Here is a 25,915-nt window from a genome sequence, read left to right as displayed (position 1 = left end):
CCGAGCGCTCGTCACCAGGTGTATACTTGTCTTGGGGAAATGGAAGGGGGGCATTGCCATGAGTACCTATCCATCGCGCGATCGATTTCATGTTCCACGCAGGGTGTTTCTGCAGGCGACGGCCGGGGCGCTTGCCGCGGGGCCGATACTGGCGGGTCAGCCCGCCGCGGCTTCCGTCCTCGCGCCAATTTCGCGCAGGCCGAAGCATTGCGTGATCAAATGCGCATTTGTTTTCCCGCCGACCGAATCGCTGCGGCAGGTGGGGTACTACAGTTGGCCCGGATCGGGGTTCGATGCGGAGGGCCGCCGGCGCGCGTATAGCGCGCGAATGACGCAACTCGAGCAGTCGCTTGGAATCGCAATCAGCACCTACGGTGCCGCGTTGGACGACGAAGCCAGCGCGGTGGCGTTTGCCGAAGAAGTGCGGCATTCAAGACCGGACGGTCTCCTCCTCATTCTGCTGAAGAAGGGGCACTGGCCGCGCGTAAAACACATCGTCGAAACGACGAACGTGCCGGCCGTCGTCTATGCGCCGCTCGGCGTGCTGTTGGTGGAGCATATCAACGAGGCCAGGCAAACAGCAGGCCTACATCTGATCACTTCGGAAGAGTTCGATTCGGTGGAGCCGGGATTGCGCATGGTCCGCGCCGGCGCTTGGATGCGCCAGAGCCGCATTCTCAATATTGACGGCGCCGAAACCAAGACGGAAGTCGTACCGCACATTGGAACGGAAGTTCTGACCATCCCGCACGAGCGCTTTTACGCGCAGTATCGGGAGACGGCTCTGGACGACGCGACGCGCGCACTTGCCTCGGCGTATTCGCGCGGCGCGAAGGAGATAGTCGAGCCCAACGAGCAGGACGTGCTGGACGCAGCAAAGTGCTACTTCGCGTTGAGAAGCCTCATCGACGCCGAACAGGTGGATGCCATAATGATGAATTGCCTTCCCGGGCTGCAGCATCCGCGCAAGCACGTTCCGCCGTGCATGGCGTTCATGAGCCTTCGCGATCAGGGGTTTCCAGCGGGTTGCCAATCCGATCTCAGCGCAACGCTGACGCTGTTACTGGTGCAGTATCTATTCGAGCGCCCGGGGTTCCAGCAGAATGCATCGATGGATACTGCGCAGAATTTGTACTTCGGCGCGCACTGCACGTGTCCGTCGCACATGAACGGTCCCGGCGCTCGACCGGAACCGTATGTGTTGCGGAGCCATGCCGAAGCGGGGTGGGGGTGTGTGCCGCGCGTATTGCTGACAAAAGGTCAGGAAGCAACGATCGCGCAGTACCTGACCGGCGACACGCCGAAGATGTATGTATACACGGGATCGATTGTCGGTTGTCCGGAATCTGTCGGCGGATGCCGCACCAACGTTCAAATGACCATCAACGAAGTGGATGACGTTCGCGACGTGAAGGGCATGCACCAGATTATTTTTTATGGTAATTGCGGACGACCATTACGCGAGTTCTGTCGATTACATGGAATCGAGGCCGTCTCGTAGGGACGTGACCCAGCGTGGCGCGTTTGGGCCCGGGGAAGCTCAATCCGTCACGATGGAACCCATCCGCACAACCTCGAAGTTGCCGCCTTCGATATCTTTTAGTTCGCTCAGTTCGTCGTCGTCCCAGCGCGCGTCGGGCGCGCCGGAGATGTACCAATTGCTGCCGTTGTCGGCGACGATCATGCCGTACCTCTTGAGGGCGCGGAGAACAACCTGATTCGCGTCGCTAAAGCCGGATACGTCGAAGCCAGCCTTAAGCCGGACGCGCATGCCCATCGGTGGCAGGTCCGGGTCGGTGCTGCTGCTGGCGAAATGTCGCGCCGGATGAACGTACGCGCGCCGGGACCGGCTCACGGTAAAGCGTAGCGCATGGCCGATTTCGCCCTGTTCGTAAACCTCATCGTACCGCACCAGGCCGGGAAAGATCGGCAGACCTGCGGCGTCCGCGGAAGTCCAGCCCGCGGGGCGTAGCGCGTTCGAGTTCATGTCCCAGATCGCGCCGGACCCCGCCCGCCACGGATCGCCCGCGCGGTCAGGAGGATAGGCGGCAAACAACTCGTACAGAATCCAATTGTCACGGTCGATCATAATGATGTGGCGGTCGCCGCTCGAGTTCGGCCCGCCTTCAATTGGCGCGTTTCCGGTGATCGGGTAGGGGCCTGCGTCGCTCTCGTCATCGTACTGAAACGTTACATACACGCCGGGCGTATCCCCTTCTACTACGATATAGGGGATGCCAAACGGCCCACCGTTCCAGTTTGCGCCAAAGTCGGCGTGCAGTCCGGTGTAGCGCCCGATGCTATCGATTAAGATGTCCGAGTTCGGATCGACGGGAAGTGTGTCTACAGGAGTGTTCCATGGATTGTCCGTAGGGAAAACCTGTGCGCCGTTCAGACTTGCGTTGACCCCTAGGTCTGGGATGTCCGGTCCCTCGTCGCCACTGCCATCGCCCCCATCATTCCCGCCATCGACACCGTCGCCATTGTCACTATTGTTACCGTTACCACCCGGACTGTTGTCGCTATCCGTGGAAGCGTCAGGGCAGGAGGGAAGAACGGCGGCAAGCAAAAGGCAAACGAAAAAGGTCGCGAGACAGCGCAGCATGGATCAACCTCCCTTGTCTCGCGCAAGACCCCAGCGGCGACCCTCCTTAAGCATACCATACCCTCGCCGTCCCGCGCTGCTCGGGTTGCGCCCGTGCGCATTCAAGTGGTAGCATATGAGCATTCTTGCCCTGTTTCGACGTACCCGTAGCTCAATTGGATAGAGTGCTTGGCTACGGACCAAGAGGTTGGGGGTTCGAGTCCCTCCGGGTACGCCAGTCTAAGTGATTGATGCGCAGTCGTTTCGGTTGAGCCGGGCGGCTGCGCTTTTTGTTTGGGTTGCGGAGTGGGTACCCGCTGTGCGGTAAATGGCGCCTTTGTGAGGTTCGGCGCGGGGCTACTTGCGCATCAACCATGCCTCGGACAGCAGCGTTCCCCAACCGCCGGTGTTGCGCCATTGTTCGACGGTAACGCGGTCGCCGACGGCGACATCGGGGGCCTTTTCGAACCGGATGATGAGCTCGCCGTCTTTGGTGAGCTCTTGGGGGATGTCGTAGGTGAAGAAGTCGCTGAACTGGAGCGGCAATTCCACGTCGCGCGCCAGAACTCGGTCGTCGGCGTATATGGTCTGCGATTTCTGGTTCATCCGTTCGGCGTAGCGATCCTGGTACCACGGGCGCACGAGCGTGAAGCGGATGCGATAGCTGGCGTTCGCGTCCAACCCGCGGTAATGCAGCGTGACCCCTTGCGCCTCGTCCTGCGTGAAGTGCATTGTGCGCTGGCTCGGCCGGTTCTTCTCGAATAGCATGCCGGGTACGTAGGGTTGGCCGTGATCGTAGGGATATCCATTAACCACACTCGGGCATTCGTTGAAGGTGCCGCAGTTGTCATAGAACCCGCCTTCGCCGGGGTCCTCGTAGGCAACGATCATTCGAAGCAGTTCGCGCTTCTCTGCCTGGGACTTTACGTCACGCGCGCGTTCCAATTGACGCTGCAGCCAGCCAAGTCCAATGAAGTCGTGACCGGTCAGCGTGTAGTAACCTTCGCTGCGCACGCCGTACAGCGCATTGCTTTCCTCGCCGAGGCGGCCCGCTTCCTCGCGCAGTGCGCGCATGGCGCCGGTTTCGTTATCCGCGTCGATCTGTGCAATGAGTTCGGCGGCGCGGTCGAGATTCCCGCTGTCGAGAATCTCGGCGACAGACCTTTCGATACGGGCCTGGAGATCGACCTGCTCGCGCACGTTGAGTTTGATGTATTTGTCGAGGGCGGCCTTTTGCATGTACTCACGCCAGAGCCAGTTCGATTTCATTTGGTGCGGTGGAATTGATTCGCCGGCCTGCTTCACGAGATCGTAGTAGCGATCGATTCCTTCCTTCTCGGTTATCGGTTTCTTCGGATCGTTCTCCAAATTTTCTTCAAGTTGAAAAATCGCTTGCGCCATGAGCGGGGTGGCATCCGGACCGAACCAGGTGCGGCAGTATTCGTCGACGACGGCCTCGACGCTGGTGTGGGGCGCCCAGAGCAGGCGCTGCCACATCCATTGATTGAAGTGATCGTGTGTGCCGCTCGAGTGTGTGATGTCGCCGGCGCCGTAGCGGTTCACTTCGCCGAAGACCCAGTGATAGAAACGCGGCCACGCGTAGAACGTAAGGCGATCGTAGACCATCGTAATCGCCGCGTCCGGCTGGCGTTCGTAGATAAAGTGGTTCCACCACGGCGGGAGGTCGCCGTTGCGGTCGGCGCGCGGATAGGCCTGCACGTACGCGTGCTGCGCATAACGCCAGTGTGTGATCTCATTGTAATGCAGCAGCGTCTGTTGCGGTGGAAGCTGGTGTATGATCTCCTGGTTGTACCGATCGAACGGGCCAAATCCGGGATAGCGGAACAGGTCCATGCGGTGCGTCTGGCGGTGTCCGGGTTGCCAACTCATCGCGTCCGAGCCGGGGCCGTAACCCCACGCCCAGAGCCACTCGCGCGGTTTTTCAAGCAGGTAATTGAAGATCGCTTGATCGTCTTCGTCGTCGAACTTCTGGTTCGTAAACCAGATTCGTGTGTTCGGATGTTTCGCGTGTATGATCGCAGCCATGTCCTCGCAAAGCTTGATGAACGTCAAGCCGTATGGGTTGCAGCGGTCGCACTCGCAGCCACCACCATCGCCGCCAACCATTTTTACGAAGTCGAACGATGGGCCGTTTTCGTAGTGCTTCCGGCACGTTTCGATCAGGTGCGCCCGCGCCTCCGGTACGGATGGGCAGAGATAGTTCAAGCGCCCAATCGATTCAAATCCCTGCCATTCCTTTGGGCCTTGTCCTACGTTGGGGTGGTAATTCTCGTTTGTCATAAGATCGAACGACTTGATGAAGTCGAATTCCGGACCGGCGTCAACATCAAACACGTTTGCGCCCGCGAGGGCCGAGTCGATGATGTCGCGCTGCGTTTCTTCCTCCGTCCAGTCGCGCACCTGTGCCACGCGCTTCGCGACCCCGCTCTGACCGAACTGCGTTCCGCGCACTTCGAACGCGGGCGCCGTGCGCACATCAATTACATCGGGCAGTGTCACGGAGTTCGCGTTCATGACGGCTTGGCGCAACAGCTCGCCCACGGCGTATAAGGTTCCACGCCGATCCACCGCGGCGGCGACCAACGCGGGACGATCTTCGCCAAAGTACGATCGAAGGTGGAATCCCTCCGGGCCGGGGTCGCGCTCCGTGAGAGGCTTGGTGCGGTCGGCCTCGAACCGTTTCACGATCAGATCGTGATTCGAGTAAACCCCGAGGTAAATCGCTAATGTTTTGCCGTCAACTCGTTCTGCGCTCGGTGCAGTGACGATGCTGACCCGAGGCCCGCCGAGTTCGGTTAGGCGCGACTTTAACAACTCGGCGCATTTCAGTTCGACGGGCGTGGAGCGTGCGCCCATCCATATTTCGACTGTCGAAAACTCTGCGGCACTACACAGAAGCGCAGAAAAAGCGACAACGATTAGTATCGAAAAGGTACAGCGCATCGCGAAAGGATTCCTCCACAGTGCCGACAACGTCGATCAATCAAGGCGAGAGCGGGATAGGGACTACGCCCTTATACGTCGAGCGACCACGGAATACGATACTCGCGCTTGATATAGGGGTCCGCTTCCGGCGCGTTCGCCGCTTTCATCGTCGTTGGCTCCCACTCGATCTTCTTGCCAACGCGATACGCGACGTTACCCAGGTGGTTCGCTTCCGTTAGCCAACCCGCATACTCGAAGTTGCTCAGCGTAGGTTCGCCCGTTTTGCACGCATGCACCCAATCCTGGTGATGGCCGAGTGATTTGGGGATTGTCTGCGGTGGCGGAGAGAAGTCCTTGAACGTATCTTCCGGCAGCAATACGTGTTTGCCATAGTCCGAGAGCAGCATGCCGTTGTCGCCAACGAAGAGGACGCCGTCATTCCACTTCGGTATCGTGCCTTCGGCCAATGGCGCCGGCTTTTCTTTGCCTTGATACCAATGCAGCTTCAGCGCGGGCATGGCGCCGCGTGGGCCGTATTCATACGTAGCGCGCATCGACGCGGGCGCGATATCCGGATGCGCCGGCGGCCCGCTCGCTTCAACGGTCAACGGATACTTGAGGTCCAGCGCCCAGAACGGCAAATCGTTCCAATGGCTTCCCAAATCAGACATCGTGCCGTTGCCCCATTCCCACCACCGGTACCACTTTGGCCCGGGAAAATAGACGTTGTTGAACGGCCGGTACGGAGCGGGGCCCAGCCAGAGGTCCCAATCGAGTCCGTCGGGAATCGGGTCTTCAGTAGTCGGACGTTCCTTCGTAAACACGATATCGTCGTTGGCCTTTGCTTCATCCTCCGATTCCTGCCAACCCCACACGCGCGACACCCACACGTGTACTTCACGCACCGGCCCGATTGCACCGGACCGGATCAATTCCACCACGCGCCGGTAGTTGTCGCCCGCGTGGATTTGCGTGCCCATCTGCGTGGCGACTTTCGCCTTGGCCGCCGCCTCGCGAATGACGCGCGCTTCGTAGATGTTGTACGTCAGCGGTTTTTCGCAGTACACATGCTTGCCGAGTTTCAGCGCGGGCAAAGTTGCCAGGGCGTGCGTGTGTTCGCAGGTGCTGACGACAACTGCGTCGAATGCGTCTGGTTTCTCGTACAGCTTACGAAAGTCGACAAACGTCTTCGCCTTTGGGTACTGCGCCGCCGCCGCCTCGAGATTCTTCCCGTTCACGTCGCACAGCGCTACGATGTTTTCGCCGGACACATCTTTTGCGTTGCTGCCGCCGCGTCCGCCACACCCGATGATTGCGATGTTCAGGCGGTTATTCAGATTTTGGCCGCGCACGATCGCAGGCGCGCCCAGCGATGCGGTGGCGGCGAATGCCGTTGTTTTTAGAAAGCGTCGGCGCGATAGGCGGCGACGCGCACTCGAGTGGGAGGTATTTGTCTTGCCCATGACTGGAGAATCCTTCTGAATTACGCCCGCGGCATCGAGACCGTTGCCGCGTTAGTCTAATCGGATTGGAATGTCTATACAACGACGGCCCAGCGCCCTATGGTGGGCAACACCCAAACCCCTGCTATCAAATCGCCATCACCTTGCCGATTCGTGAGGCGAGGACAGCCAATCTGTTGGCGTACGCGGACGCCTGATGGTACGAGGCCCGCGTGAAGTCCCAATCCGCCCACAGTGACCATAGCGTACGCACGAGCTTTGCATCTTCCACTGCCGCAAATACGCGAACAAAGTCTTCGACGGCCGAGGCCTTGTGGTTCACATAGATTCCGCGCAGATTCAGCGCAAGCTTTGTCAGTAGCATCGAGTCCCAGATGGCGGTGAATGCAACGATGTCCGGCAATGGCGTCGCGGAACGATTAAGAATGATTCGGACGAGCGGATCGTTCAAGCCGTCGGCGAAGTCCTCCGCGGGGCGACTGGCGCGATTCGCGTGCTCCTCGATCCGATCAATAGCCGCCGGCCATTGTGGCAGGGCTTCTTGCCTGAGTAGCTCTCGGAGCTTTGATTTGTCGGGATAGAAATCGTCCGCTGGGACCATGCCCTTATCGACGGCTTTTCGGACAAGATGCAGAAACTCGTCCATGCGCACCACGCGAATCGAGTCATCTGCAAACGTGTGCAATCCGGCAATTGTCTTTCCCATGGTTATGGTGTGATTGGACAGGCAATAGATGAACAACGGGCGAATCGGGTTCGCATCGATGAAGTCGCGAAACGTCGTATAGACGTCCGAATCGCGGTGCAGTCCTTCTCCCGAAAAGATGTACGGTGCGCCGTTGCCGAAGAACTGCCGCTCAAAAGCGGACTCGCCCTGACCACGGAGGAAGCCGATGCAACCGGGCAACTGCTCGCGAAGCATGGGTAGAAACTCCGGCAATTCCATTTCCTGCCACCAGTAGTCATCGTCCCAGTTGATCATGTACGCGACTTTTTGCCCGCACCGATTCATATACTGCCTTGTTGCGCGCAGGTATTCGCGGGCGTGGGGCATCATGTAGGGATACGTGTACATCGCACCGGACGACGGGGCCAGGAAATAGTCGTTGTCGGTCTTCCGTTCGAAGTTGTACGCTGCAACACCCGGCATCAGGTCGCACGTGACAGGTAGAAAGCCGTACGCAAAAGGAATCTGTCCGTGCTCCGGGTCGTTGAAACGGCCGGCCTGCAAACGCAGCATGCTCGACATCGCGTCACCATCGGTCGCCATGAACGAAACGTAGACTTTCCGTTCTACGTCGCCAACGTCCGCCGCGCTGCGGTGACTCTGTACGAACGGTTCATTGCGTTTCGGAATGGCCGCGTGGACCGTAAGGTTGCACACGTCAGTTGCGCTCAATACGGCAAGATCGTAGCGCGCGGCCAAACCGACAAATTCGTGTTCGTTGCACCGCGCGCAGCGCCATCCCATGACGCAACCGGGCCCCTCCGCGGATGCAAGAAACGATTGGAGCAGTTTTCGGTCGGCCCGATCGCGCTTGCTCGCGGAAAGATCGAACGTAAAAATCCGGTGCGCCACGAGGTAATCGCGAAGCCACACGCTCTCGCTCGGCCATATAGGCCGGTCGACGCACGCCGCGCCCAGGAGCTGCTTGTTGCACAGGGGCCACAATTCCCGGTGCGCCCAACGATAGGCTTGGTAGCGATTCTTCCAGCGCCCCGCCAAGTTCCGTTTCCTGATGAATCCCCAATCCCGAAATTTCGCTTCGCGTTCCGGAGATACGGGCAGCAAAGTCTCGATCCCGGCGAGAACGGTGGCGACGTTCGCCGTATCCAGAAATTCCGTATCGTAAAGCACGTATCCGGAAAGCTCGTCCTTAAAGCGCAGAATTAGTTCGTGGGGGTCGTCGACGTCGGTGCAGGAGATTCCATAGCGATCGACATAGTAGTCCAGCCAAAACCGGTCCGTCTGATCGCGCACGAAGTAGACGCGCGGTTCGCGGCGATTCACAAGCCCCTGAAACGACGTCAGCGTAACGACGACATCCCAATCCGTAGACATGGGGAGTGGGGCCGCCAGAAGACTGCGAATGCGTGGCAATGGCGGAAACATGCGCGAAAACGCGGCCATGTACTCTTCGTCGTTCGGTTCCGTTGGAACCGCGGAGGACGCGGCAAAATGCGCGCCCGTCAATGAACACAGGGCCAGGAACGATCTTCTGTCCATGGTCACGCTCCCTCGTCTTCATACCGGCGCCGCGGTACGCGCCGGTTCGCGCAGAATTCCGTGCCGTCCCGACCGCTGCGGGTATACTTACAAAGTGAACCGATAACCGACGCCTGTTTCGGTGATAAAGTGTTTGGGATGCGTCGGGTCTGCTTCGAGTTTCTGCCGAAGGTGGGCCATATAAATGCGAAGGTAGTGATTATGTTCAATGTAGGACGGCCCCCACACGTCACGCAGCAGTTGACGATGGGTAAGCACCTTGCCGGCGTTGGCGACCAGCGTCGTCAATAACCGGTATTCGATTTTCGTGAGACGCACCTGCTCGCTACCGCGCGTCACCATGCGCCGGGATAGGTCGAGTTCGATGTCGCCGAACCGCACAAAGGTTTCGTTGCCATCGGTGCGCGCGGTCCGGCGAAGTGCCGCTCGAGTGCGCGCGAGCAGTTCCGCTACGCCGAAAGGTTTCGACAAATAATCGTCTGCGCCCGCGTCGAGCGCTCGCACCTTGTCCGGTTCTTCAACGCGCGCGGAAAGGACGACAATCGGCACGCTGCTCCATGACCGTACGTCGCGAATGAAGTCCACTCCGTCTCCGTCCGGCAAACCCAAATCGAGAATGACGAGTTCCGGTTTCCGCGTGCCGGTCTCGACCAGCCCAGCCGACAGCGTAGAGGCTTCAAACACGACGTAACCCTCGTCTTTGAGGGCGGTGCGCACAAAGCGGCGGATTTCTTCGTCATCTTCGACCACTAATACGCCCGCTGGGTTCTGCCCCGAAGTCATATCGAATCCGCCTTCGACTCGACTTCGGGCTCGATGGACGGCATCGATTTGACCGGTAGTCGAACGACGAATCGCGCGCCTCCACTGGGGCTGTTTTCTGCGTGGATTGTGCCGCCGTGCGCGGTGAGGATCGATCGGCAGATTGCCAGCCCCAAACCAATGCCCGGAACGGTTGATTCCGGGTTCGCGCGAACGAACTTGTCGAACAGTTCCTCTTCGCGGCCCGCGGGCAATCCAGGGCCCGTATCGGAAACGGCGATCTCGATCATATTGTCGACTTCGTGCGCGCCGATCGTAATCTCCGAATGTTTCGGCGTGTGCTTCACTGCGTTCTCGATCAGATTCACGAGAACGCGCTCGATGAGCACGGCATCACAAAACAGCAGCGGCAGGTCCGGCGGGATATTCGCAGTGACCTTGCGCTCGTGCAGCGCTTCCTTGAGCGAGACGCGCGCCGCGCCAACCAATTCCTCCAGGGACTGCCAATCCGCGCGCAGCGGCGTTTGGCCCGATTCCAGCCGCGCCAAGTCCAACAAGTTGGTGACCATGCGCATCATCCGCGCGCTTTGCGCGCGCATCGCTGAGATCACTTCGGCTTGTTCCGGCGGTAGCGATTCGGACTTCTGTGCAAGCGCATCGGCCATGCCCATGAGGGAAGTGAGCGGCGTACGCAAATCGTGGGACAGCGCGGCCAACAACGATTCGCGAAGACGCTCAGACTCGATCTTAAGGAGCGTTTCCTGCGCCACCTCCACGAAGTGAACACGCTCGAGCGCTATCGCAGCAAGTGCCGTTAATGTATCAATTTGGCGTCGCGACTCGGGGTTACCGACGACAACCGCATTTGGTGCAGCGATCGCCACCACTCCGCGCACGCGCATCGGTGCGCGCATGGGCAAGTACAGGATAGGACTGCCGGGCAACGTGTCCGTACCCACTCCCGCCGGCGCGCCACGATCATATACCCATTGGGCCGTTCCCCGATCTGGCGACAGGCCAGCTTCGGTGTCTGCAAGAAGAATACGGTCATTTGCATCGGGCAGAAGCACTACGGACGGCAAGCCGAACAGTCCCTTCACGGCGCGGCGGATAATCGAATCGATTTGATCGGAAGTGATGGCCGCGGACAACTCGCGCGCGAGTTGATACAGGTCATGCGCGCGCTCTTCGCGCTGCGAGGCAACGCCCGCTTCAAAGCGAAGGCTGGATGCCAACTGCGCGGTCAGCAAACCGACCGCAAGCATGGCCGCGAACGTAATAAAGTACTGCGCATCCGATACGACGAGAGAGAATCGCGGCGGCACGAAGAACACATCGAACGCGAGAACGTTTAGAATGGCCGCCAAGATAGCAGGGCCACGGCCAAACCTCGCCGCAATGAGCAGCACGGCCAACAGAAAGACCATCGCAATATTCGTTAATGCGAAGTATTCGCGAAGCGGTGTCAAGACAAGGGTGGCCCCAACACATGAGGCTAGCGCCGCACCGTATCCAGGAGCGTCTTTTTGCCAGTCGAACCGAGCGCCAAAGGACTTGCTTTCCTTTTGAAGGGGTTTCTCAACCGGGACCCGTGCGACGAGGACGATGTCGATGTCCGGCGCGAGCAGCGCGACACGCTGCGGGAGGTCCGGCCGCAGGAAAGGCACCGGCCAGCGGTGCCAAGTACGGCCCATAACAAACTTGGTCACATTGTGTTTGCGCGCGTAATCGACCAGCGCGGTCGCAACGTCATTGCCCGATAGCGAGGCCGTCACGCTGCCGAGGTCCTGTGCAAGTTTCAGTCGTTGAACAATCGTTGTCCGTACGGATTCGGGCAGGTGCTGCAGGGAGGGCGTTTCGATGTAGACCGTGTGCCATTCCGCGTTGATGCTCGACGCGAGCCGGCCGGCGCTGCGAAGCACGTACTCGGATCCCGGCGCGGGGCCGATGCAGACCAGCAGCCGTTCGCGTGTGGCCCAGATGCGGTCCGCGTAGCGTTCCCTGCGATAGGTGTGGATTTCGTCGTCAACCCGGTCCGCCGTCCGGCGTAACGCGATCTCGCGCAGTGCAATCAAGTTGCCTTTTCGGAAGAAATTGCGCACCGCGCGTTCCGCCTGCTCGGGCATATACACCTTGCCCTCGGCAAGGCGTTGCAACAAGTCGTCTGCCGGTAAATCGACCAGAACGATCTCGTCGGCCTGGTCGAATACGCGATCGGGGATCGTCTCCCATACGCGAATGTTCGTGATGCTGCCGACAACGTCGTTTAGACTCTCGAGGTGCTGCACGTTGAGCGTGGTGTAGACTTCGATGCCCAGGTCGAGTAGCTCTTCCACGTCTTGCCAGCGCTTCGGGTGGCGCGAGCCGGGAACGTTCGTATGCGCGAGTTCGTCCACCAATAAAATTGTCGGCCGCCTCGCGATCGCGGCATCAATATCGAACTCCCGATACGTGCGGCCCGCGTGCTGAATCTCGCGTTTCGGAAGCAACTCCAAGCCTTCCAGGAGTTGCTCCGTCTCCTGCCTGCCGTGCGTCTCGACAAGACCGACGACAATATCCGAACCTTGCGCAACCAATTGGCGCGCTCGGTTGAGCATTGCATACGTCTTGCCGACACCCGCGCACGCCCCGAAGAAGATACGGAGCTTGCCACGACCCAAACGGCTCTCTTCGGCGCTAACCTGCTTCAGAAGTTCGTCGGGGTTCGGACGCGCAGTTTCCGGTGGCGCTACCACACGCTAAATCTTTCCGTCGAGTGCCAGATTCAGTTCGAGCACATTGACGATTGGTTCGCCCAAGCCTGGCGCAATCGGCCTCGAGGCATGCTCAGCAACCATGGCCTCGACCGCCGCTCGATCCAGTCCACGCGCGCCCGCCACGCGACCCGCCTGGTACAGCGCGCTTGCGATACTGATGTGTGGATCCAGCCCGCTGCCCGACATAGTCACCAAATCGATGGGAATCGGCGCTTTGTTCTCCGGATCGGCCGCGCGCAGCGCCTCGCAACGCCGCTTCACGGCATCGTGCAGCGCGGGATTCGAAGGACCAAGATTCGACCCCGAAGATGCTGCGGCGTTACACGACGGCGACGTCGCGGATGGACGGCCCCAGAAATATTTTGGATCGCTAAAGGTCTGCCCTATGAGCGACGATCCGACAATGACTCCGTCGCACGGAACGAGGCTCCCGTTCGCCTGACGTGGAAACACAAGCTGTGCTGCGCCGGTCACGAGTAAAGGATAGGCCAAGCCGGTAATCACCGTCAACGCAAGAAATACAGATACAGCCTGTCTCAATTCGCTAAACATTCTCGTATGTCCTTTGTGGCGGCTATAATGCCGAGATCAGCACGTCGATTAACTTGATTCCAATGAACGGCGCGACTACGCCGCCGACGCCATAGACCACGATATTCCGCCGAAGCATTGCCGCCGCGCTGGACGGCGTATAACGCACGCCGCGCAACGCGAGCGGAATCAGTGCGATAATGATCAGCGCGTTGAAAATCACGGCCGACATGATCGCGGAGGACGGTGTCGCGAGATGCATGATATTCAGCGCGTTCAACGGCGGATACGTCGCGGCAAACGCCGCGGGAATGATCGCGAAATACTTGGCAACGTCGTTTGCGATGCTGAAGGTGGTCAGCGAGCCGCGCGTGATCAGCATCTGCTTTCCGATCTCAACCACCTCGATAAGTTTCGTCGGGTTCGAATCGAGATCGACCATCGTGCCGGCCTCCTTGGCGGCCTGCGTGCCGGAGTTCATCGCCACCGCAACGTCGGCCTGTGCCAGCGCAGGCGCGTCGTTGGTACCGTCGCCGGTCATTGCCACGAGGTGGCCCTCCGACTGGTACTTGCGGATGAGCGACAACTTCGTCTCAGGCGTCGCCTCCGCGAGGAAGTCGTCCACGCCCGACTCCGCGGCAATCGCCGCGGCGGTCAGCGGATTATCGCCGGTAATCATGACCGTCTTGATTCCCATGCGGCGCATCTCCGTGAAGCGTTCTTTGATGCCGCCCTTCACGATGTCCTTCAACTCGACCACGCCAAGGACGCGCGCGGCCTCCGCGACAACGAGAGGCGTGCCGCCTCGGCGCGCCACGTCATCCACACTGCGCTGCACCGCTTCCGGAAACTTCCCTCCGTTGCCTTCCACGAACTTGCGGATGGCGTCCGCGGCGCCCTTGCGAATCTCGATGCCGTGCATCGACACGCCGCTCATGCGCGTCTGCGCGGAAAACGGCACGAAGGCCGCTTCGATCTTGTGCACTTCGCGTTCGCGCAAATTGTACTTCTGTTTCGCGAGCACGACGATGCTTCGCCCTTCCGGTGTCTCGTCGGCCAGCGATGCGAGCTGCGCCGTGTCCGCAAGCTCCTTTTCCTGCACACCTGGGGCGGGCAAAAATTCCGTAGCTTGCCGGTTGCCCAACGTGATCGTGCCGGTCTTGTCGAGCAACAGCGTGTCGATGTCGCCCGCGGCTTCAATCGCACGGCCCGATGTGGCGACGACGTTTGCTTCGAGCATGCGGCTCATACCTGCAATCCCGATCGCGGACAAAAGGCCGCCAATCGTTGTCGGGATCAGGCATACCAGCAGCGCAATCAACACGGTGATTGTGATGACGTCGCCGGCGCCGGCCTGACGAATCGCATACAGCGAATAGGGCAGCAGGGTTGCCGTCGCAAGCAGGAACACGATTGTGAAGCTCGCAAGCAGAATAGTCAGCGCAATTTCGTTCGGCGTCTTGCGCCGCGTGGCGCCCTCCACCATCGCGATCATACGATCGAGAAAGGTCTCGCCCGGGTTCGCCGTAACAAGAACGACCAGCCAGTCGGACAACACGCGCGTGCCACCCGTGACTGCGTTAAAGTCGCCGCCGGATTCGCGAATCACCGGCGCGGACTCGCCGGTAATCGCGCTTTCGTCCACCGACGCCACACCCTCGATGACTTGCCCGTCGCACGGAATAACGTCGCCGGCTTCCACGAGCACGACATCGTCTTTCACGAGATTGTCCGCGGGCACGCTGAACCACGCAGCGCCATAATTCGGTTGCGACAGTTTCTTCGCGTTTACCGTGGTGCGCATGGCGCGCAGCGTCGCCGCCTGCGCCTTGCCCCGGCCTTCCGCCAATGCCTCCGCGAAGTTTGCGAAGAGGAGCGTGGCCCACAGCCAAATTGTTACGCCCAGAATGAACAACGCCGGCGCTTCGCCGTTTCCGCCCCAGGTATGCACGAACAGAAATGTCGTGATAATGCTGCCGGCGTACACAACGAACATGACGGGATTGCGTACTTGCACCCGCGGATCCAGTTTCACGAATGCGCCGCTGAACGCTTCTTTAAGAAGTGGCGCGTCGAAGAGCGGCTTGCCTTTACGAAACATTGCTTCAGTACCCCACTTATTTCGCCGCGGCGAGCAGCAATCGCTCGGCGACCGGGCCAAGCGCAAGCGCGGGCAGATACGTTAACGCGCCCACGACCAATACCGTCGAGATCAAGAGAAACACGAATAACGGACCGTGTGTCGGCAGTGTGCCTGCGGTCACCGCAAGCGCGCGCTTGCGCGCGAGCGATCCCGCCATCGCCAAGACCGGCACGATGATCGCAAAGCGGCCGAACCACATTGCGGTCGCGAGCATCGTGTTATAAAACGGCGTGTTTGCCGACAAGCCGGCAAAAGCGCTTCCGTTGTTGTTCGCGGCGGAGGAGAACGCGTACAGGATCTCGCTGAATCCATGTGGTCCGGGGTTCAACGGGCCTTCCTGGCCTGCCCCGAACGACACTGCTATCGCCGCGCCCAACAAGACGAGCAACGGCGTGACCAACACGGCGAACGCGGCCATCTTCATCTCGAATGGCTCGATCTTCTTTCCAAGATACTCCGGCGTGCGGCCTACCATGAGGCCCGCGATGAACACCGCGACAATCACGAATACCAACATACCGTACATGCCGGAACCGACGCCGCCGTACACCACCTCGCCGATTTGCATGAGCCACATGGGTACCAACCCGCCGAGCGGCGTGTAGGACGCGTGCATGCTATTGACCGCACCGCAGGAGGCTGACGTGGTAATCGTGGCGAAAATAGACGACGCCGCAATGCCAAAGCGCGCCTCCTTACCTTCCATGTTGCCGCCAGACTGCATTTCGGACGCCGTTTGATCAACGCCGTACTGTGCGAACACCGGGTTACCCTGCTGCTCGAACGCCGCGCAGAAGCATGCCGCCACGACAAACATGATCGCCATGGCCGACCAGATAGCCCAACCCTGGCGCTTGTCTCGCGCCATCAGGCCAAACGAGTAGCAGAGGCCCGCGCCAATCGAGAATATCGACAGAATTTGCAGCGCGTTGCTCAGCATGTTCGGGTTCTCATACGGATGCGCGGCGTTGGCGTTGAAGAAACCGCCTCCGTTGGTGCCGAGCATCTTCATCGCGATCTGTGATGCGACTGGCCCCATGGCCAAGGTCTGCTCGCCCTGCGCAGGATCGAGTGGCGTCACTTTCGCGTACTCGTTGAAGTTCTGAATCATGCCCTGGCTGACGAGCGCCAGCGCGAACACGGAACAAATCGGGAGAAATACGTATACCGTGATGCGCGTGAGGTCGGTCCACACATTGCCGATCGTCAGGGTCGATTTGCGCGTAATTCCGCGCATCAGCGCGAACGCCACCGCGATACCCGCGGCCGCGGATACAAAGTTGTGAACGGTAAGACCCACCATCTGCGTGAAATACGACATCGTCGTTTCGCCGCCGTAGCCCTGCCAGTTCGTGTTCGTCGTGAAACTTACCGCCGTATTGAACGAGCTGTCCGGCGTCACGTTCGCCAGTTGCTGCGGATTGAACGGCAGCCACAATTGGGTGCGCTGCATCAGGTATGTCACCAGAGCGCCGACGCCGCTGAACAGTATCAGGCCGAAGGCATAGCGCTGCCACGTCATTTCCTCGTCAGGGTTGACGCCGCACACGCGGTAGAACAACCGCTCGGCCTTGCCCAGCGGCCCGCGCCCCAACCGCCCATCGACGGCCGCAAGCAGATACTTGCCCATGAGGGGCGTGATTCCCGCCAATACGGCCATGTAAAGAATAAGCTGTACGCAAAATCCAGTTGTCATCAGAATCGCTCCGGTTTGAACATCGCGTAAAAGAGGTAGATCAAGAGCGCGAATGCAATTGTCCCCGCGATGACGTAAATAGGTCCCACCTTACGAACCTCCCGCCAAGCGGTCGCACGCTACGACCATGAGCAACATGGCCGCCGTGAACCCCGCAATCAGCAATACAAATACGAAATCCATGGGAACGCACCTCCGTCGTATGTCCTAACAGTACCCCGAAAATTGAAAGTTCGGTGCAAAGAGTGGCGCCGATCGCGTAAAAAAGCCGTAAAACTTTGGCAGACGCGAATGTCCGCCGCGAAAATAGACAATCAATAAGACCACATGACATTTTATGTTGCATTCGGGCGGGACTTTGCGCTGCCCGATTCGCCGCCACACTTGGAAACAATCTATGAACGCGGAAATCGTAATGATTGGCACCGAGCTTCTGCTCGGTCACATTGTCGACAGCAATGCAACGCACATTGGAAAAGTCCTCGCCGAAAATGGGATTGGCCTTTACCAAAAGACGACTGTAGGCGACAACCGGCAGCGCATCACAAAGGTGCTTGAAGCGGCGTTGGGCCGGGCGGATGTCGTACTCACGTCGGGTGGTCTGGGCCCTACGGAAGACGATCTCACGCGCGAGGCAGTCTCGGACGTGTTCGGCAAACCGCTCGAGTTTCGTCAGGAAGCGTGGGACCAAATTGCGGCCATCTTCGCGTTCTTGAAGCGGCCCGCGACGGAGAACAACAAGAAGCAAGCGTTCGCACCTCAGGGCGCGACGCTCATTTCGAACCCCAACGGCACCGCCCCCGGCATCATCTGCGGCGACGAACGCGGAGAAGTCATCTGCATGCCCGGCGTCCCGCGCGAGCTTTATGCGATGCTCGAGGATAGCGTCATTCCGTACCTGCGGCGGAAGTACAGTATGCAAGGAGTCATTCACCACCGCGTGCTGAAGATTTGTGGCGTGGGGGAGAGTTGGGTGGATTCGAAGATGGGCGACCTCATGGCCAGCTTGTCCAACCCGCAGATCGGCGTCCTCGCGTCGCCGGAGTCGGTGCGCATCCGCATCTCCGCAAAGGCCGAAACAGTCGAGGACTGCGACCGCATGATCGACGAGGTTGACGCGCAGGTCCGCGCGCGCATGCCCGGCCTCATCTTCGGGACAAACGACGAAACGCTCGAAGGCGTCGTCGACGCGCTATTCAAGAAACGCGGCTGGACCGTCGCGATTTCCGAGACCTTCACCGGAGGCCACATTGCGCAACGCCTCATCGCCGCGGGCGCGACGTGCTTCGCGGGTGGCGCCGTAGAAAAGCTCGACCGCTACGCGGGGCAGGACATGAAGCATGCCGTCGTCGAGGCCGCCAGCCTTGTCCGTGCCCTCTACAACGCCGACTGCGGCCTGGCATTAGTCACTGACCCTGAAGCCAAGACCGTTTACGCGGCCTTTATCGCACCCAACGGCGCCAGTGAATGGGAATCCGGCTATCCGCGAATCGACGCGGCCATGCAAACGCGGGGCGCAGTTTTGGCATTGGAAAGAGTGCGAAGATGTCTGTCCGCCGTTTGATGCGGCGGACGAGCAGACATCTGCGATGGCACGAGCTTGCGCGGCTCGCTTCCTATTCGACACAATTGGAATTCAATGGGGAGGAGTCACCATGCGCAACTGTCTGTCCGTAATACTTGGCTTCTGCTTCATACTCTCGGCGTGCACCCCCTCTGCGCCGCCGCTGCAGACAACGGAGTCGTCCGATACCGGCACATTGACGAAGGCGGCGGCCCCTGCACCAACTCCGACAGACGCCAAGGTCAAGGTCGCCTTCGTCACGAACAACACGTCCGATTTCTGGGCGATAGCGGAGGCGGGGACGAAGAAGGCTGCGGCCGAGTTGGGGTGTGAGGTGTTGTTCCGGCGGCCGGCGACGGGTACGGCGCAGGAGCAGCAGCAGATCATGGAAGACCTTATCGTGAACGGGGTGTCGGGCATTGCGGTCAGTCCGAACGATCCGCAGAACTGGACGGAGACGTTGAACGGGTTCGCAAAGCAGGTGAACCTCATCACGCAGGACTCCGACGCGCCGGAGAGCGAGCGGCTTTGCTACCTCGGAACGAACAACTACGATGCGGGCAAAGCGGCTGGCGAGTTGATTAAGAAAGTGTTGCCGAATGGCGGCAAGATCATGCTCTTCGTGGGTCGCGCAGACGCGCAGAACGCGCAGGACCGCCAAAAGGGGATCGAGGACACGCTCGCGGGTTCGAATATTGAAATCCTCGGGACTCGGACCGATGAGACCGATCGTGCGAAGGCCATAGCGAACGTCCAGGACACATTGGTGAGCAATCCCGATATCGCGTGTCTCGTCGGCCTGTGGAGCTACAACGGCCCCGCCATACTCAATGGCGTGCGCGATTCGGGCAAACTCGGCCAGGTAAAGATTGTGGCTTTCGACGAAGAGGCCGAGACGTTACAGGGAATTGTCGACGGTCACATCGAAGGAACGATTGTGCAGCAACCCTTCGAATTCGGTTACCAGTCCGTGCACGTGCTCGTGAAACTTGCCAAGGGCAATGGCTACGAAATCCCGGAATCGAAACAGATATTCATCCCGGTGCGCACAATCACAAAGTCCGAGGTCGAAGCGTTCCGCACGACCCTGCACGAACAGATCGGGCATTAGCCGGCCGTGCGAAAGGCGCTGGGGTTATCGGGCCTGCTCGTCGCGCTTGTCCTGTTCACGACCGTGTGGGAAGCGACCCAAGACGACGGCCGAATCAGCTTTCTCACGACGGCGAACATCCGCAACCTGCTAACGTGGATTGGCCTGTTCGGCATCCTGAGTCTCGCGCAAGCGCTCGTTATCATTACCGGGGGCATCGATCTTTCCGTTGGCAGTTTGGTAGGGCTCGTCGGCATCTGCGCCGCAATGTTGCTCAACAAGGGGCAAGGCTTGCCGCCCGTCGCGGTCGTACCGATGTGCCTGGGGATTGGCGTCGCCGCGGGTCTGTGGCACGGGTTGCTCATCTCGAAACTCGACCTGCAGCCGTTCATCGTCACGCTGTGCAGCCTGTTCCTCTTTCGCGGAATCACGCGCCTCATCACCGGCGATCAAAGTCAGGGGTTTGCCGGCGCATATCCCGGCATGCGCTGGTTTGGTAACGGCTTCATCGGCGATAACCTCGCGGTCCCATTTGTGATTCTGATTCTGCTCGCAATCGCGATCGGCGCGTATTTACATCTCTCGCCTTCCGGCCGGCATCTCTTTGCGCTCGGCGCGAACGAAGAAGGTGCGCGGTTCAGCGGTATCCGCACGGCCCGCCTCAAGATCGCTGCATACGTGCTGTGTTCGCTGGTCACGGCATTGGGAGGACTCTTGCTCGCGTTCAAAGTGAATTCGCTCGGTCCCAGCGATTTCGGAAACTTCTTCGAGCTTTACGCGATTGCCGGCGCGGTCCTTGGCGGGTGCAGTCTGCGCGGCGGCTCCGGCAACGTGATTGGCGTGCTCATTGGCGCGTCCCTCCTGAACATCCTGCGCAATCTCGTCAATATCTTGGAGATTCCGAGCCAATTGGAGTATGTTGTCATTGGCGCGGCGATACTTTTCGGCGTCGGGCTGGATGAATTCTTCGTCCGGCGTTCGAGGTCGCGAGCCCGCGCGGCATAGGTCACGCAGCAACTAAACGGAATGCCGCGCCACACTTTCGATTGCGATCACAAGGACGGCTACGATTACGAGCACGATTACAGGCACGGCTACGGCAGTAAGCAGTGCGCCAAGCCGCCGGAGCACTTTGTTGGCATCTGCGGCGCGGCACGCTGCACGCAGCGCTTTTTCGCCGAAGCCTGAAACCCGGTTCCCAATACTCGGACCCTAATGCACTACGAATACGCAGGCTACCTTAGCTCAATCCTTCAAGCCCCGAACGAAGCGCTCCGCGATTCGCTCGAATACGTCGAGTTTTCCGCGGACGACATCGCCAAGTGGACCACGAAGGATTTCGAGAACGACAAAGAGTGGAAGCGTATTCCTGTCTCGCGCGCGCGCACGCCCGAAGGAGTCAAGCTCACCGGCCGCTTCGAGGAAGTGCGCCGCATGGACAGTATCCCGCGGGACGACCCGAGCTTCTGGGTCCCCCTTGCGTCTTTCGACGTAAAGGACGAGCGCTTTCCCATCGATATGAACCGGTATCCCATCGCCGAAGTAACCTATCGTTGCACGAGCGATAATTCCCACCCGTCGTGGGTCTGGTTATACCCCGGCGGACACGGCGTTGATCGCTTGCCCCGTTCGAAGCAGTGGCGCACGCTGGCGCGGCGCGTCAATCATTGGCGTGTGCCGCTGCGAATAGATGCACTGGTCCTGCGCCTTTCGTCGACCACGCGCACGACCGAATCGTTCGAGATTCAGTCCATTCGCTTTCGTGCGATGAGCGAAGAGGAGCGCGACGCGTGCGAGCGCGATCGCGTCGAACTCGAAACCAAACACTGCGCAAGGCGCTACCCGATTCTTGATGAATTCATGCCGCTGGGCACCTGCATTCACGCCGAGACCGTTCGGCGCAGCGCCGACCGCCTCGGCATTTCGCTGAGCGAGTTTTGGTGGCTTACGATGGAAGACCTCGTCACCCACCATCACAATTGTCTCCTCGTCGAGAGCGTCGAGCGGATGACCAACGACGAATGGGAAAGCCTCCTGGCCGCGGCGCACCGCTACGGCATCAAGTTGGTGCCGTCGTTCGAAATGCCGATACGCGACGACGAGCCCGCCGTCCGCCGCCTCATCGACGCGCATATTCGGCCTTACGCGAACAACAACACGATCCTCGCCTGGAACTTGCGCACTCAGCCGACGGAAGGCGAATTTCGCGGAATGTTGCAGGCCAAGCAATGGGTCGAGGAATGCGATCCCAACCATCCAGTCGCGGTTGTTACGCGAAACGTCACCGCCTATCCGCTGTATGCGCCGCATTTCGCTATCTCCGGCATTACGCACTACCGCTCGCATGCCTCCTGGGAGGCGGGCGATGTCGTTCGCACGCACGCGCCGCTGGCCCGCGGCCAACAGTTTTGGCTCATGGGCCCCGCGTTCATTTACGCGACTGGAACGCCCGAATGGAACTCGTGCCCCGAACTGCGGCTCCTCATCAATGTTGCGTTCCTCAACGGCGGCCGCGGTTGGTTCAGTTATGCGTACCACAACGATCCCATCTGGGCAACCGGAAGCATTCAGCGCACACTCACCGGCCCGTTCCTTATGTTCAGCGATCTCTGGCTGGAACTGGACCGCCGCATGGAACGGTTCAATGCTATCGCGCCCCTGCTGCTTCAGGCGAAGCCTGCGCGGCTACCGAAAGAGTGGTACGTAGAGAGCACATCTACGGACGATTTCGCGCTGCTTCCGAAAGGTGTACCGCCCACAAGTTCGTTTCGCCTTCGCGGCGACGACTTCAATCTCTTCTGCGTCGCGAGCAATGACGTCCGGGGAATGTCGAGCCTCAACATCAACATCCCGAAGAATACGCTTCGCGCCGAATACGAAATGATCGATCTCACGGACTTCGTCCAGAACCGGACGTGGACACCGATGAACCTGAAGCGTCACATCGAAATGTTTCCCGGCCAGGCCCAGATCGTCCTGATGGCGGAACACAACGTCTGCAACTACTGGCGCGATGTCCTCGCGCAGCGCCTCGTCGAGGACGACCGCACGCAACTCTCCTTCAACCTTGCCTTGGCCCAGACCTACGGACTCGACACCGGTGACGTCGAGGTCCTCTTTCAGCGCAGCGTGTCCGGTGATCCCATTCAAAACCTGGAGGCGATGGATCAGGCCTACGACATGCTCGTCGACCTCATGTACAGTGCTCCGCCCATCCGTGACACCCGCAGCCGTATCATCGAGGCAAGCTCTGCCGTCTGCGCATGCGACGGCGCATTGTGCCGCCTGATGGGGAAGGCCAAGATCGATCTGGCTAAAGAGTGGGGATTGAAGGTCATCCCGCTCGCCCGTGAGATAACTCACCTCCGCCTCGAACTCCGCCGTGGCAAAGGCCAGCAGGTCCTGTCCTATGCCGAGGACGTGTCGAAGCGCACCCTAGCCCTGCTAAAGGAAATCCGCGCGCTCGCTTAAGCTGACTCCAAACCGGCGCGATCACCCAACCTCCCCCAGTTCGAGTCCGGAATCCAGGTCCGATATTCCAGATTTCCGCAATTCTAACCCGCTCCGTTGAATTGACTTGTGACTTCTCCGTTAGCTATAGTTGTTCGATTGTCCCGTGCGGGGCTGAACCGCTTTTATGGGCCGGCGCGGCCCACGAAGCGGGGTTTTCTGCTGGGGCGTCGCCAAGTGGTAAGGCATCGGCCTTTGGAGCCGACATTCCTAGGTTCGAATCCTAGCGCCCCAGCCACTTTAGCTTTGGAGGGCCGGCTTCCGGACCGGCCATTTTGATCGTTGGTCAGGGCAACCATCGTGGCATACAGCAAGAGCATAAAGATCTTTAGCGGCAGCGCGTCCGTCGCGCTGACGGAAGGCATTTGCCAGACCGTCGAAGTGCCCCGCGGCCGCGTAAATGTCGGCAAGTTCAGCGACGGCGAGATAAAGGTCCAGATCGGCGAAAACATCCGCGGCAGCGATGTATTCATCGTCAACAGCACCTGCCCGCCGGTCAACGACAATATCATGGAATTGCTCATCCTGATCGACGCCGCCCGCCGCGCATCAGCCGACCGCGTGACTGCCGTGTTGCCGTACTTCGGGTACGCGCGCCAGGACCGCAAAGACCGCCCCCGCGTGCCCATTACCGCGAAATTGGTTTCTAACCTGTTGGTCGCGGCGGGCGCGGATCGCGTTTTGACGATTGACCTGCACTGCGGCCAGATTCAGGGCTTTTTTGATATTCCGGTTGACCACCTCAGCGGCGACGTTGTCTTCGTGAACCATTTCATGGAGCGCGGCGTCGACAACCTGGTAGTTGTGTCGCCGGACACCGGAAGCGTCGCCCGCATCCGCGAATTTGCGCGCCGGCTCGATGCACCGCTCGCAATTGTCGACAAGCGGCGCCCCAAGGAAAACGTGTCCGAGGTCATGCACGTCATTGGCGAAGTCGAGGGCAAACACGCGCTCATTTTCGACGATATGATCGACACGGGTGGCACGCTTGTGAAGGCCGCGAAGGCGATCAAGGAACTTGGCGCGATCGATGTCATCGCTTGCTCAACCCATCCGGTCTTCAGCGGCGATGCCGTTGCGCGGATCGATGACAGCGTGCTGAGCGAAGTGCTTGTCAGCGACACCGTGCCGCTAAAGGCCGACGCCATCGCAAGCGACAAGATTAAGGTACTTTCTATCGCGTCGCTCCTGGGCGAAGCGATTCGCCGCGTGCATCAGGAAGAGTCGTTAAGCATTTTGTTTCGATAAGGACAAGCACAACGGGCGCGCGACCGCGCCAACGACGAGGAGATCGAGAGGCCATGCAACTGCAAACACTCAAAGCCGCGACGCGCGAGTCCGGCACCAAGGGCAAAGCCCGCCAGGAACGTCGTGACGGCAACGTGCCGGGCGTCCTCTACGGCGGCGACGGAAGTCCCGTCACACTGACGATTAATGCGCGCGAATTTGTGAAGCTGATTCAAGCACACGGCTCGCATGCCATCGTGCAGATCGATGTGTCGAACGACACGGCCGCCAGCGGTCCCGCGCTACTGAAAGACGTGCAGTACCATCCCGTGCGCGGCAACGCCATACACGCGGATTTCCAGCGTATCCGGCTTGATGAACGCATCACGACGCTTGTGCCGCTGCACTTCGTCGGGCACTGCAAGGGCCTTGTGGACGGCGGCGTGCTTGACTACCAGGTTCGCGAACTCGAAATCGAATGTCTGGCACTCGAAGTCCCCGAAAAGATCGATGTGGACATCACGGACCTGGGCATCGGCGATCACCTGTACGTGTCTAACATCACCGTACCCGCAGGCATTGGCGTGGTCACGGCATTAGACCGAAGCGTCGTCGCGTGCCACGCGCCGCGTGCGATCAAAGAAGAAACGACGACGGTCGAAGCCGCACCGGGTGAGGAAGGCGCAGCGGCTGCGGCCACGCCCGCAGACGCCAAGGCGGCTGCGGATGCGAAAGCCAAGCCCGAAGCGAAGGAAGAGAAGGGCGGCAAGAAGTGATTGCCTGACGCGTCGCGCGAAAGGACCGCTGCGTGAAGCTGATTGTCGGCTTGGGAAATCCCGGGCAGCAGTACCGCAACACGCGCCACAACGTCGGCTTTCGCGTGCTCGACGAAGTCGCCGTACGCCTGGGCGTGCGGTTTGATCAGGAGAAATACGACGGGTTGCTGGCCATCGCATCGCACGAAGGCGAGCGCCTGATGTTACTTAAGCCGCTGACGTATATGAACCTCAGTGGGACTTCCGTCGCAAAGGCCGCGCGCAATCGCGTGCCTGAACCGGAAAATGTGCTCGTCGTGCTGGACGAAATCCAGTTACCGCTCGGCACGGTCCGGATTCGCGAGAAGGGCAGCCACGGCGGGCACAACGGGCTTCGGTCCGTGGTGGAGCATTTGGGCACGCAGGAGTTCCCGAGACTGCGCATAGGCGTGGGTGAAAAAAAGGCCGATCAGGACCTCAGCGACCACGTGCTCAGCACGTTCGCACCGGAGGAGAAGCCCGACGTCGAGCGCGCGCTCGCGCTCGCGGCCGATGCCGTGCTCTGTTGCGTGACCGACGGCGTCGCGGCGGCGATGAACCGGTTCAACAAGGCCAAGTGAGGGGGGACGGGTCTTCAGCCCGTTCCCGGGCCGGAACTGAG

The 25,915-nt window shown here is 59.9% G+C and carries 19 protein-coding genes and 2 tRNA genes; 11 read left to right on the top strand and 10 right to left on the bottom strand.

What is annotated here, in order from left to right:
* Nucleotides 1–58 precede the first annotated feature (58 nt).
* Nucleotides 59–1,501: a hypothetical protein gene (locus tag HUU46_00840; protein ID NUM52165.1), complete on the top strand. Its 1,443-nt coding sequence runs from the start codon at nt 59–61 to the stop codon at nt 1,499–1,501.
* Nucleotides 1,502–1,540: 39 nt separating this feature from the next.
* On the opposite strand, the gene HUU46_00835 is transcribed toward HUU46_00840, so the two are convergent.
* Complete coding sequence (locus tag HUU46_00835; GenBank protein NUM52164.1) at nt 1,541–2,605, bottom strand: hypothetical protein; 1,065 nt, start codon at nt 2,603–2,605, stop codon at nt 1,541–1,543.
* 140 nt (nt 2,606–2,745) lie between these two features.
* On the opposite strand from HUU46_00835, the gene HUU46_00830 reads away from it, so the two are divergent.
* Nucleotides 2,746–2,822: transfer RNA gene (locus tag HUU46_00830), tRNA-Arg, on the top strand.
* A 119-nt stretch (nt 2,823–2,941) separates the two neighbouring features.
* Here the strand turns inward: HUU46_00830 and HUU46_00825 are convergent.
* The 9 genes from HUU46_00825 to kdpF all read right to left on the bottom strand — a co-directional run bounded on the left by HUU46_00825 (nt 2,942) and on the right by kdpF (nt 17,197).
* Nucleotides 2,942–5,461, bottom strand: coding sequence for a hypothetical protein (locus HUU46_00825; protein NUM52163.1), 2,520 nt, complete (start codon nt 5,459–5,461; stop codon nt 2,942–2,944).
* Between the two features lie 158 nt (nt 5,462–5,619).
* Nucleotides 5,620–6,993 carry a Gfo/Idh/MocA family oxidoreductase gene (locus HUU46_00820; GenBank protein NUM52162.1) on the bottom strand — a complete coding sequence of 458 codons (1,374 nt, stop codon included), beginning with the start codon at nt 6,991–6,993 and terminating at the stop codon, nt 5,620–5,622.
* A gap of 127 nt (nt 6,994–7,120) precedes the next feature.
* Complete coding sequence (locus tag HUU46_00815; protein NUM52161.1) at nt 7,121–9,220, bottom strand: hypothetical protein; 2,100 nt, start codon at nt 9,218–9,220, stop codon at nt 7,121–7,123.
* An 87-nt stretch (nt 9,221–9,307) separates the two neighbouring features.
* Nucleotides 9,308–10,003 (bottom strand): two-component system response regulator KdpE, encoded by a 696-nt coding sequence (gene kdpE / locus HUU46_00810; protein NUM52160.1) that lies wholly within the window; start codon nt 10,001–10,003, stop codon nt 9,308–9,310.
* Nucleotides 10,000–12,717: a DUF4118 domain-containing protein gene (locus tag HUU46_00805; GenBank protein ID NUM52159.1), complete on the bottom strand. Its 2,718-nt coding sequence runs from the start codon at nt 12,715–12,717 to the stop codon at nt 10,000–10,002. Before HUU46_00805 ends, kdpE begins: the two co-directional genes overlap by 4 nt.
* A 3-nt stretch (nt 12,718–12,720) precedes the next feature.
* On the bottom strand, nt 12,721–13,290 hold the full coding sequence (gene kdpC, locus HUU46_00800) for a potassium-transporting ATPase subunit KdpC (protein ID NUM52158.1): 570 nt from the start codon (nt 13,288–13,290) through the stop codon (nt 12,721–12,723).
* Between the two features lie 22 nt (nt 13,291–13,312).
* Complete coding sequence (kdpB, locus tag HUU46_00795) at nt 13,313–15,370, bottom strand: potassium-transporting ATPase subunit KdpB (protein ID NUM52157.1); 2,058 nt, start codon at nt 15,368–15,370, stop codon at nt 13,313–13,315.
* Nucleotides 15,371–15,386: 16 nt separating this feature from the next.
* The gene (kdpA, locus tag HUU46_00790) at nt 15,387–17,108 is read right to left on the bottom strand and encodes a potassium-transporting ATPase subunit KdpA (protein NUM52156.1); all 1,722 of its coding nucleotides are present in this window, start codon (nt 17,106–17,108) and stop codon (nt 15,387–15,389) included.
* Nucleotides 17,108–17,197: a K(+)-transporting ATPase subunit F gene (kdpF, locus tag HUU46_00785; GenBank protein ID NUM52155.1), complete on the bottom strand. Its 90-nt coding sequence runs from the start codon at nt 17,195–17,197 to the stop codon at nt 17,108–17,110. Before kdpF ends, kdpA begins: the two co-directional genes overlap by 1 nt.
* Before the next feature lie 308 nt (nt 17,198–17,505).
* Between kdpF and HUU46_00780 the strand changes: the two genes are divergently transcribed.
* The 9 genes from HUU46_00780 (at nt 17,506) to HUU46_00740 (ending at nt 25,874) form a co-directional block, all read left to right on the top strand.
* Nucleotides 17,506–18,672: a CinA family nicotinamide mononucleotide deamidase-related protein gene (locus HUU46_00780; GenBank protein NUM52154.1), complete on the top strand. Its 1,167-nt coding sequence runs from the start codon at nt 17,506–17,508 to the stop codon at nt 18,670–18,672.
* Between the two features lie 91 nt (nt 18,673–18,763).
* On the top strand, nt 18,764–19,783 hold the full coding sequence (locus HUU46_00775; protein NUM52153.1) for a sugar-binding protein: 1,020 nt from the start codon (nt 18,764–18,766) through the stop codon (nt 19,781–19,783).
* A gap of 6 nt (nt 19,784–19,789) precedes the next feature.
* Nucleotides 19,790–20,767: an ABC transporter permease gene (locus tag HUU46_00770; GenBank protein ID NUM52152.1), complete on the top strand. Its 978-nt coding sequence runs from the start codon at nt 19,790–19,792 to the stop codon at nt 20,765–20,767.
* Between the two features lie 21 nt (nt 20,768–20,788).
* Complete coding sequence (locus HUU46_00765; protein NUM52151.1) at nt 20,789–20,950, top strand: hypothetical protein; 162 nt, start codon at nt 20,789–20,791, stop codon at nt 20,948–20,950.
* A 27-nt stretch (nt 20,951–20,977) separates the two neighbouring features.
* Complete coding sequence (locus HUU46_00760) at nt 20,978–23,233, top strand: hypothetical protein (protein NUM52150.1); 2,256 nt, start codon at nt 20,978–20,980, stop codon at nt 23,231–23,233.
* 202 nt (nt 23,234–23,435) lie between these two features.
* A tRNA-Gln gene (locus HUU46_00755) sits at nt 23,436–23,510 on the top strand.
* A 59-nt stretch (nt 23,511–23,569) separates the two neighbouring features.
* On the top strand, nt 23,570–24,520 hold the full coding sequence (locus HUU46_00750; protein NUM52149.1) for a ribose-phosphate pyrophosphokinase: 951 nt from the start codon (nt 23,570–23,572) through the stop codon (nt 24,518–24,520).
* A gap of 53 nt (nt 24,521–24,573) precedes the next feature.
* The gene (locus HUU46_00745) at nt 24,574–25,275 is read left to right on the top strand and encodes a 50S ribosomal protein L25 (GenBank protein NUM52148.1); all 702 of its coding nucleotides are present in this window, start codon (nt 24,574–24,576) and stop codon (nt 25,273–25,275) included.
* 32 nt (nt 25,276–25,307) lie between these two features.
* Entirely contained in the window at nt 25,308–25,874 is a 567-nt protein-coding gene (locus HUU46_00740; protein ID NUM52147.1) for an aminoacyl-tRNA hydrolase, read from the top strand.
* Nucleotides 25,875–25,915 lie beyond the last annotated feature (41 nt).

The organism is Candidatus Hydrogenedentota bacterium (assembly GCA_013359265.1).
Classification (GTDB): Bacteria; Hydrogenedentota; Hydrogenedentia; order Hydrogenedentales; family SLHB01; genus JABWCD01.
Note: the sequence above shows the minus strand (reverse complement) of the source record. Positions and strands in the feature narration are given on the sequence as shown.

Bases quoted from the DNA above. Each gene is read 5' to 3' on its own strand.
- HUU46_00840 (NUM52165.1), top strand. From the start codon at position 59: ATGAGTACCTATCCATCGCGCGATCGATTTCATGTTCCACGCAGGGTG.
- HUU46_00835 (NUM52164.1), bottom strand. From the start codon at position 2,605: ATGCTGCGCTGTCTCGCGACCTTTTTCGTTTGCCTTTTGCTTGCCGCC.
- HUU46_00825 (NUM52163.1), bottom strand. From the start codon at position 5,461: ATGGGCGCACGCTCCACGCCCGTCGAACTGAAATGCGCCGAGTTGTTA.
- HUU46_00820 (NUM52162.1), bottom strand. From the start codon at position 6,993: ATGGGCAAGACAAATACCTCCCACTCGAGTGCGCGTCGCCGCCTATCG.
- HUU46_00815 (NUM52161.1), bottom strand. From the start codon at position 9,220: ATGGACAGAAGATCGTTCCTGGCCCTGTGTTCATTGACGGGCGCGCAT.
- kdpE (NUM52160.1), bottom strand. From the start codon at position 10,003: ATGACTTCGGGGCAGAACCCAGCGGGCGTATTAGTGGTCGAAGATGAC.
- kdpC (NUM52158.1), bottom strand. From the start codon at position 13,290: ATGTTTAGCGAATTGAGACAGGCTGTATCTGTATTTCTTGCGTTGACG.
- kdpB (NUM52157.1), bottom strand. From the start codon at position 15,370: ATGTTTCGTAAAGGCAAGCCGCTCTTCGACGCGCCACTTCTTAAAGAA.
- kdpA (NUM52156.1), bottom strand. From the start codon at position 17,108: ATGACAACTGGATTTTGCGTACAGCTTATTCTTTACATGGCCGTATTG.
- HUU46_00780 (NUM52154.1), top strand. From the start codon at position 17,506: ATGAACGCGGAAATCGTAATGATTGGCACCGAGCTTCTGCTCGGTCAC.
- HUU46_00775 (NUM52153.1), top strand. From the start codon at position 18,764: ATGCGCAACTGTCTGTCCGTAATACTTGGCTTCTGCTTCATACTCTCG.
- HUU46_00765 (NUM52151.1), top strand. From the start codon at position 20,789: ATGCCGCGCCACACTTTCGATTGCGATCACAAGGACGGCTACGATTAC.
- HUU46_00760 (NUM52150.1), top strand. From the start codon at position 20,978: ATGCACTACGAATACGCAGGCTACCTTAGCTCAATCCTTCAAGCCCCG.
- HUU46_00745 (NUM52148.1), top strand. From the start codon at position 24,574: ATGCAACTGCAAACACTCAAAGCCGCGACGCGCGAGTCCGGCACCAAG.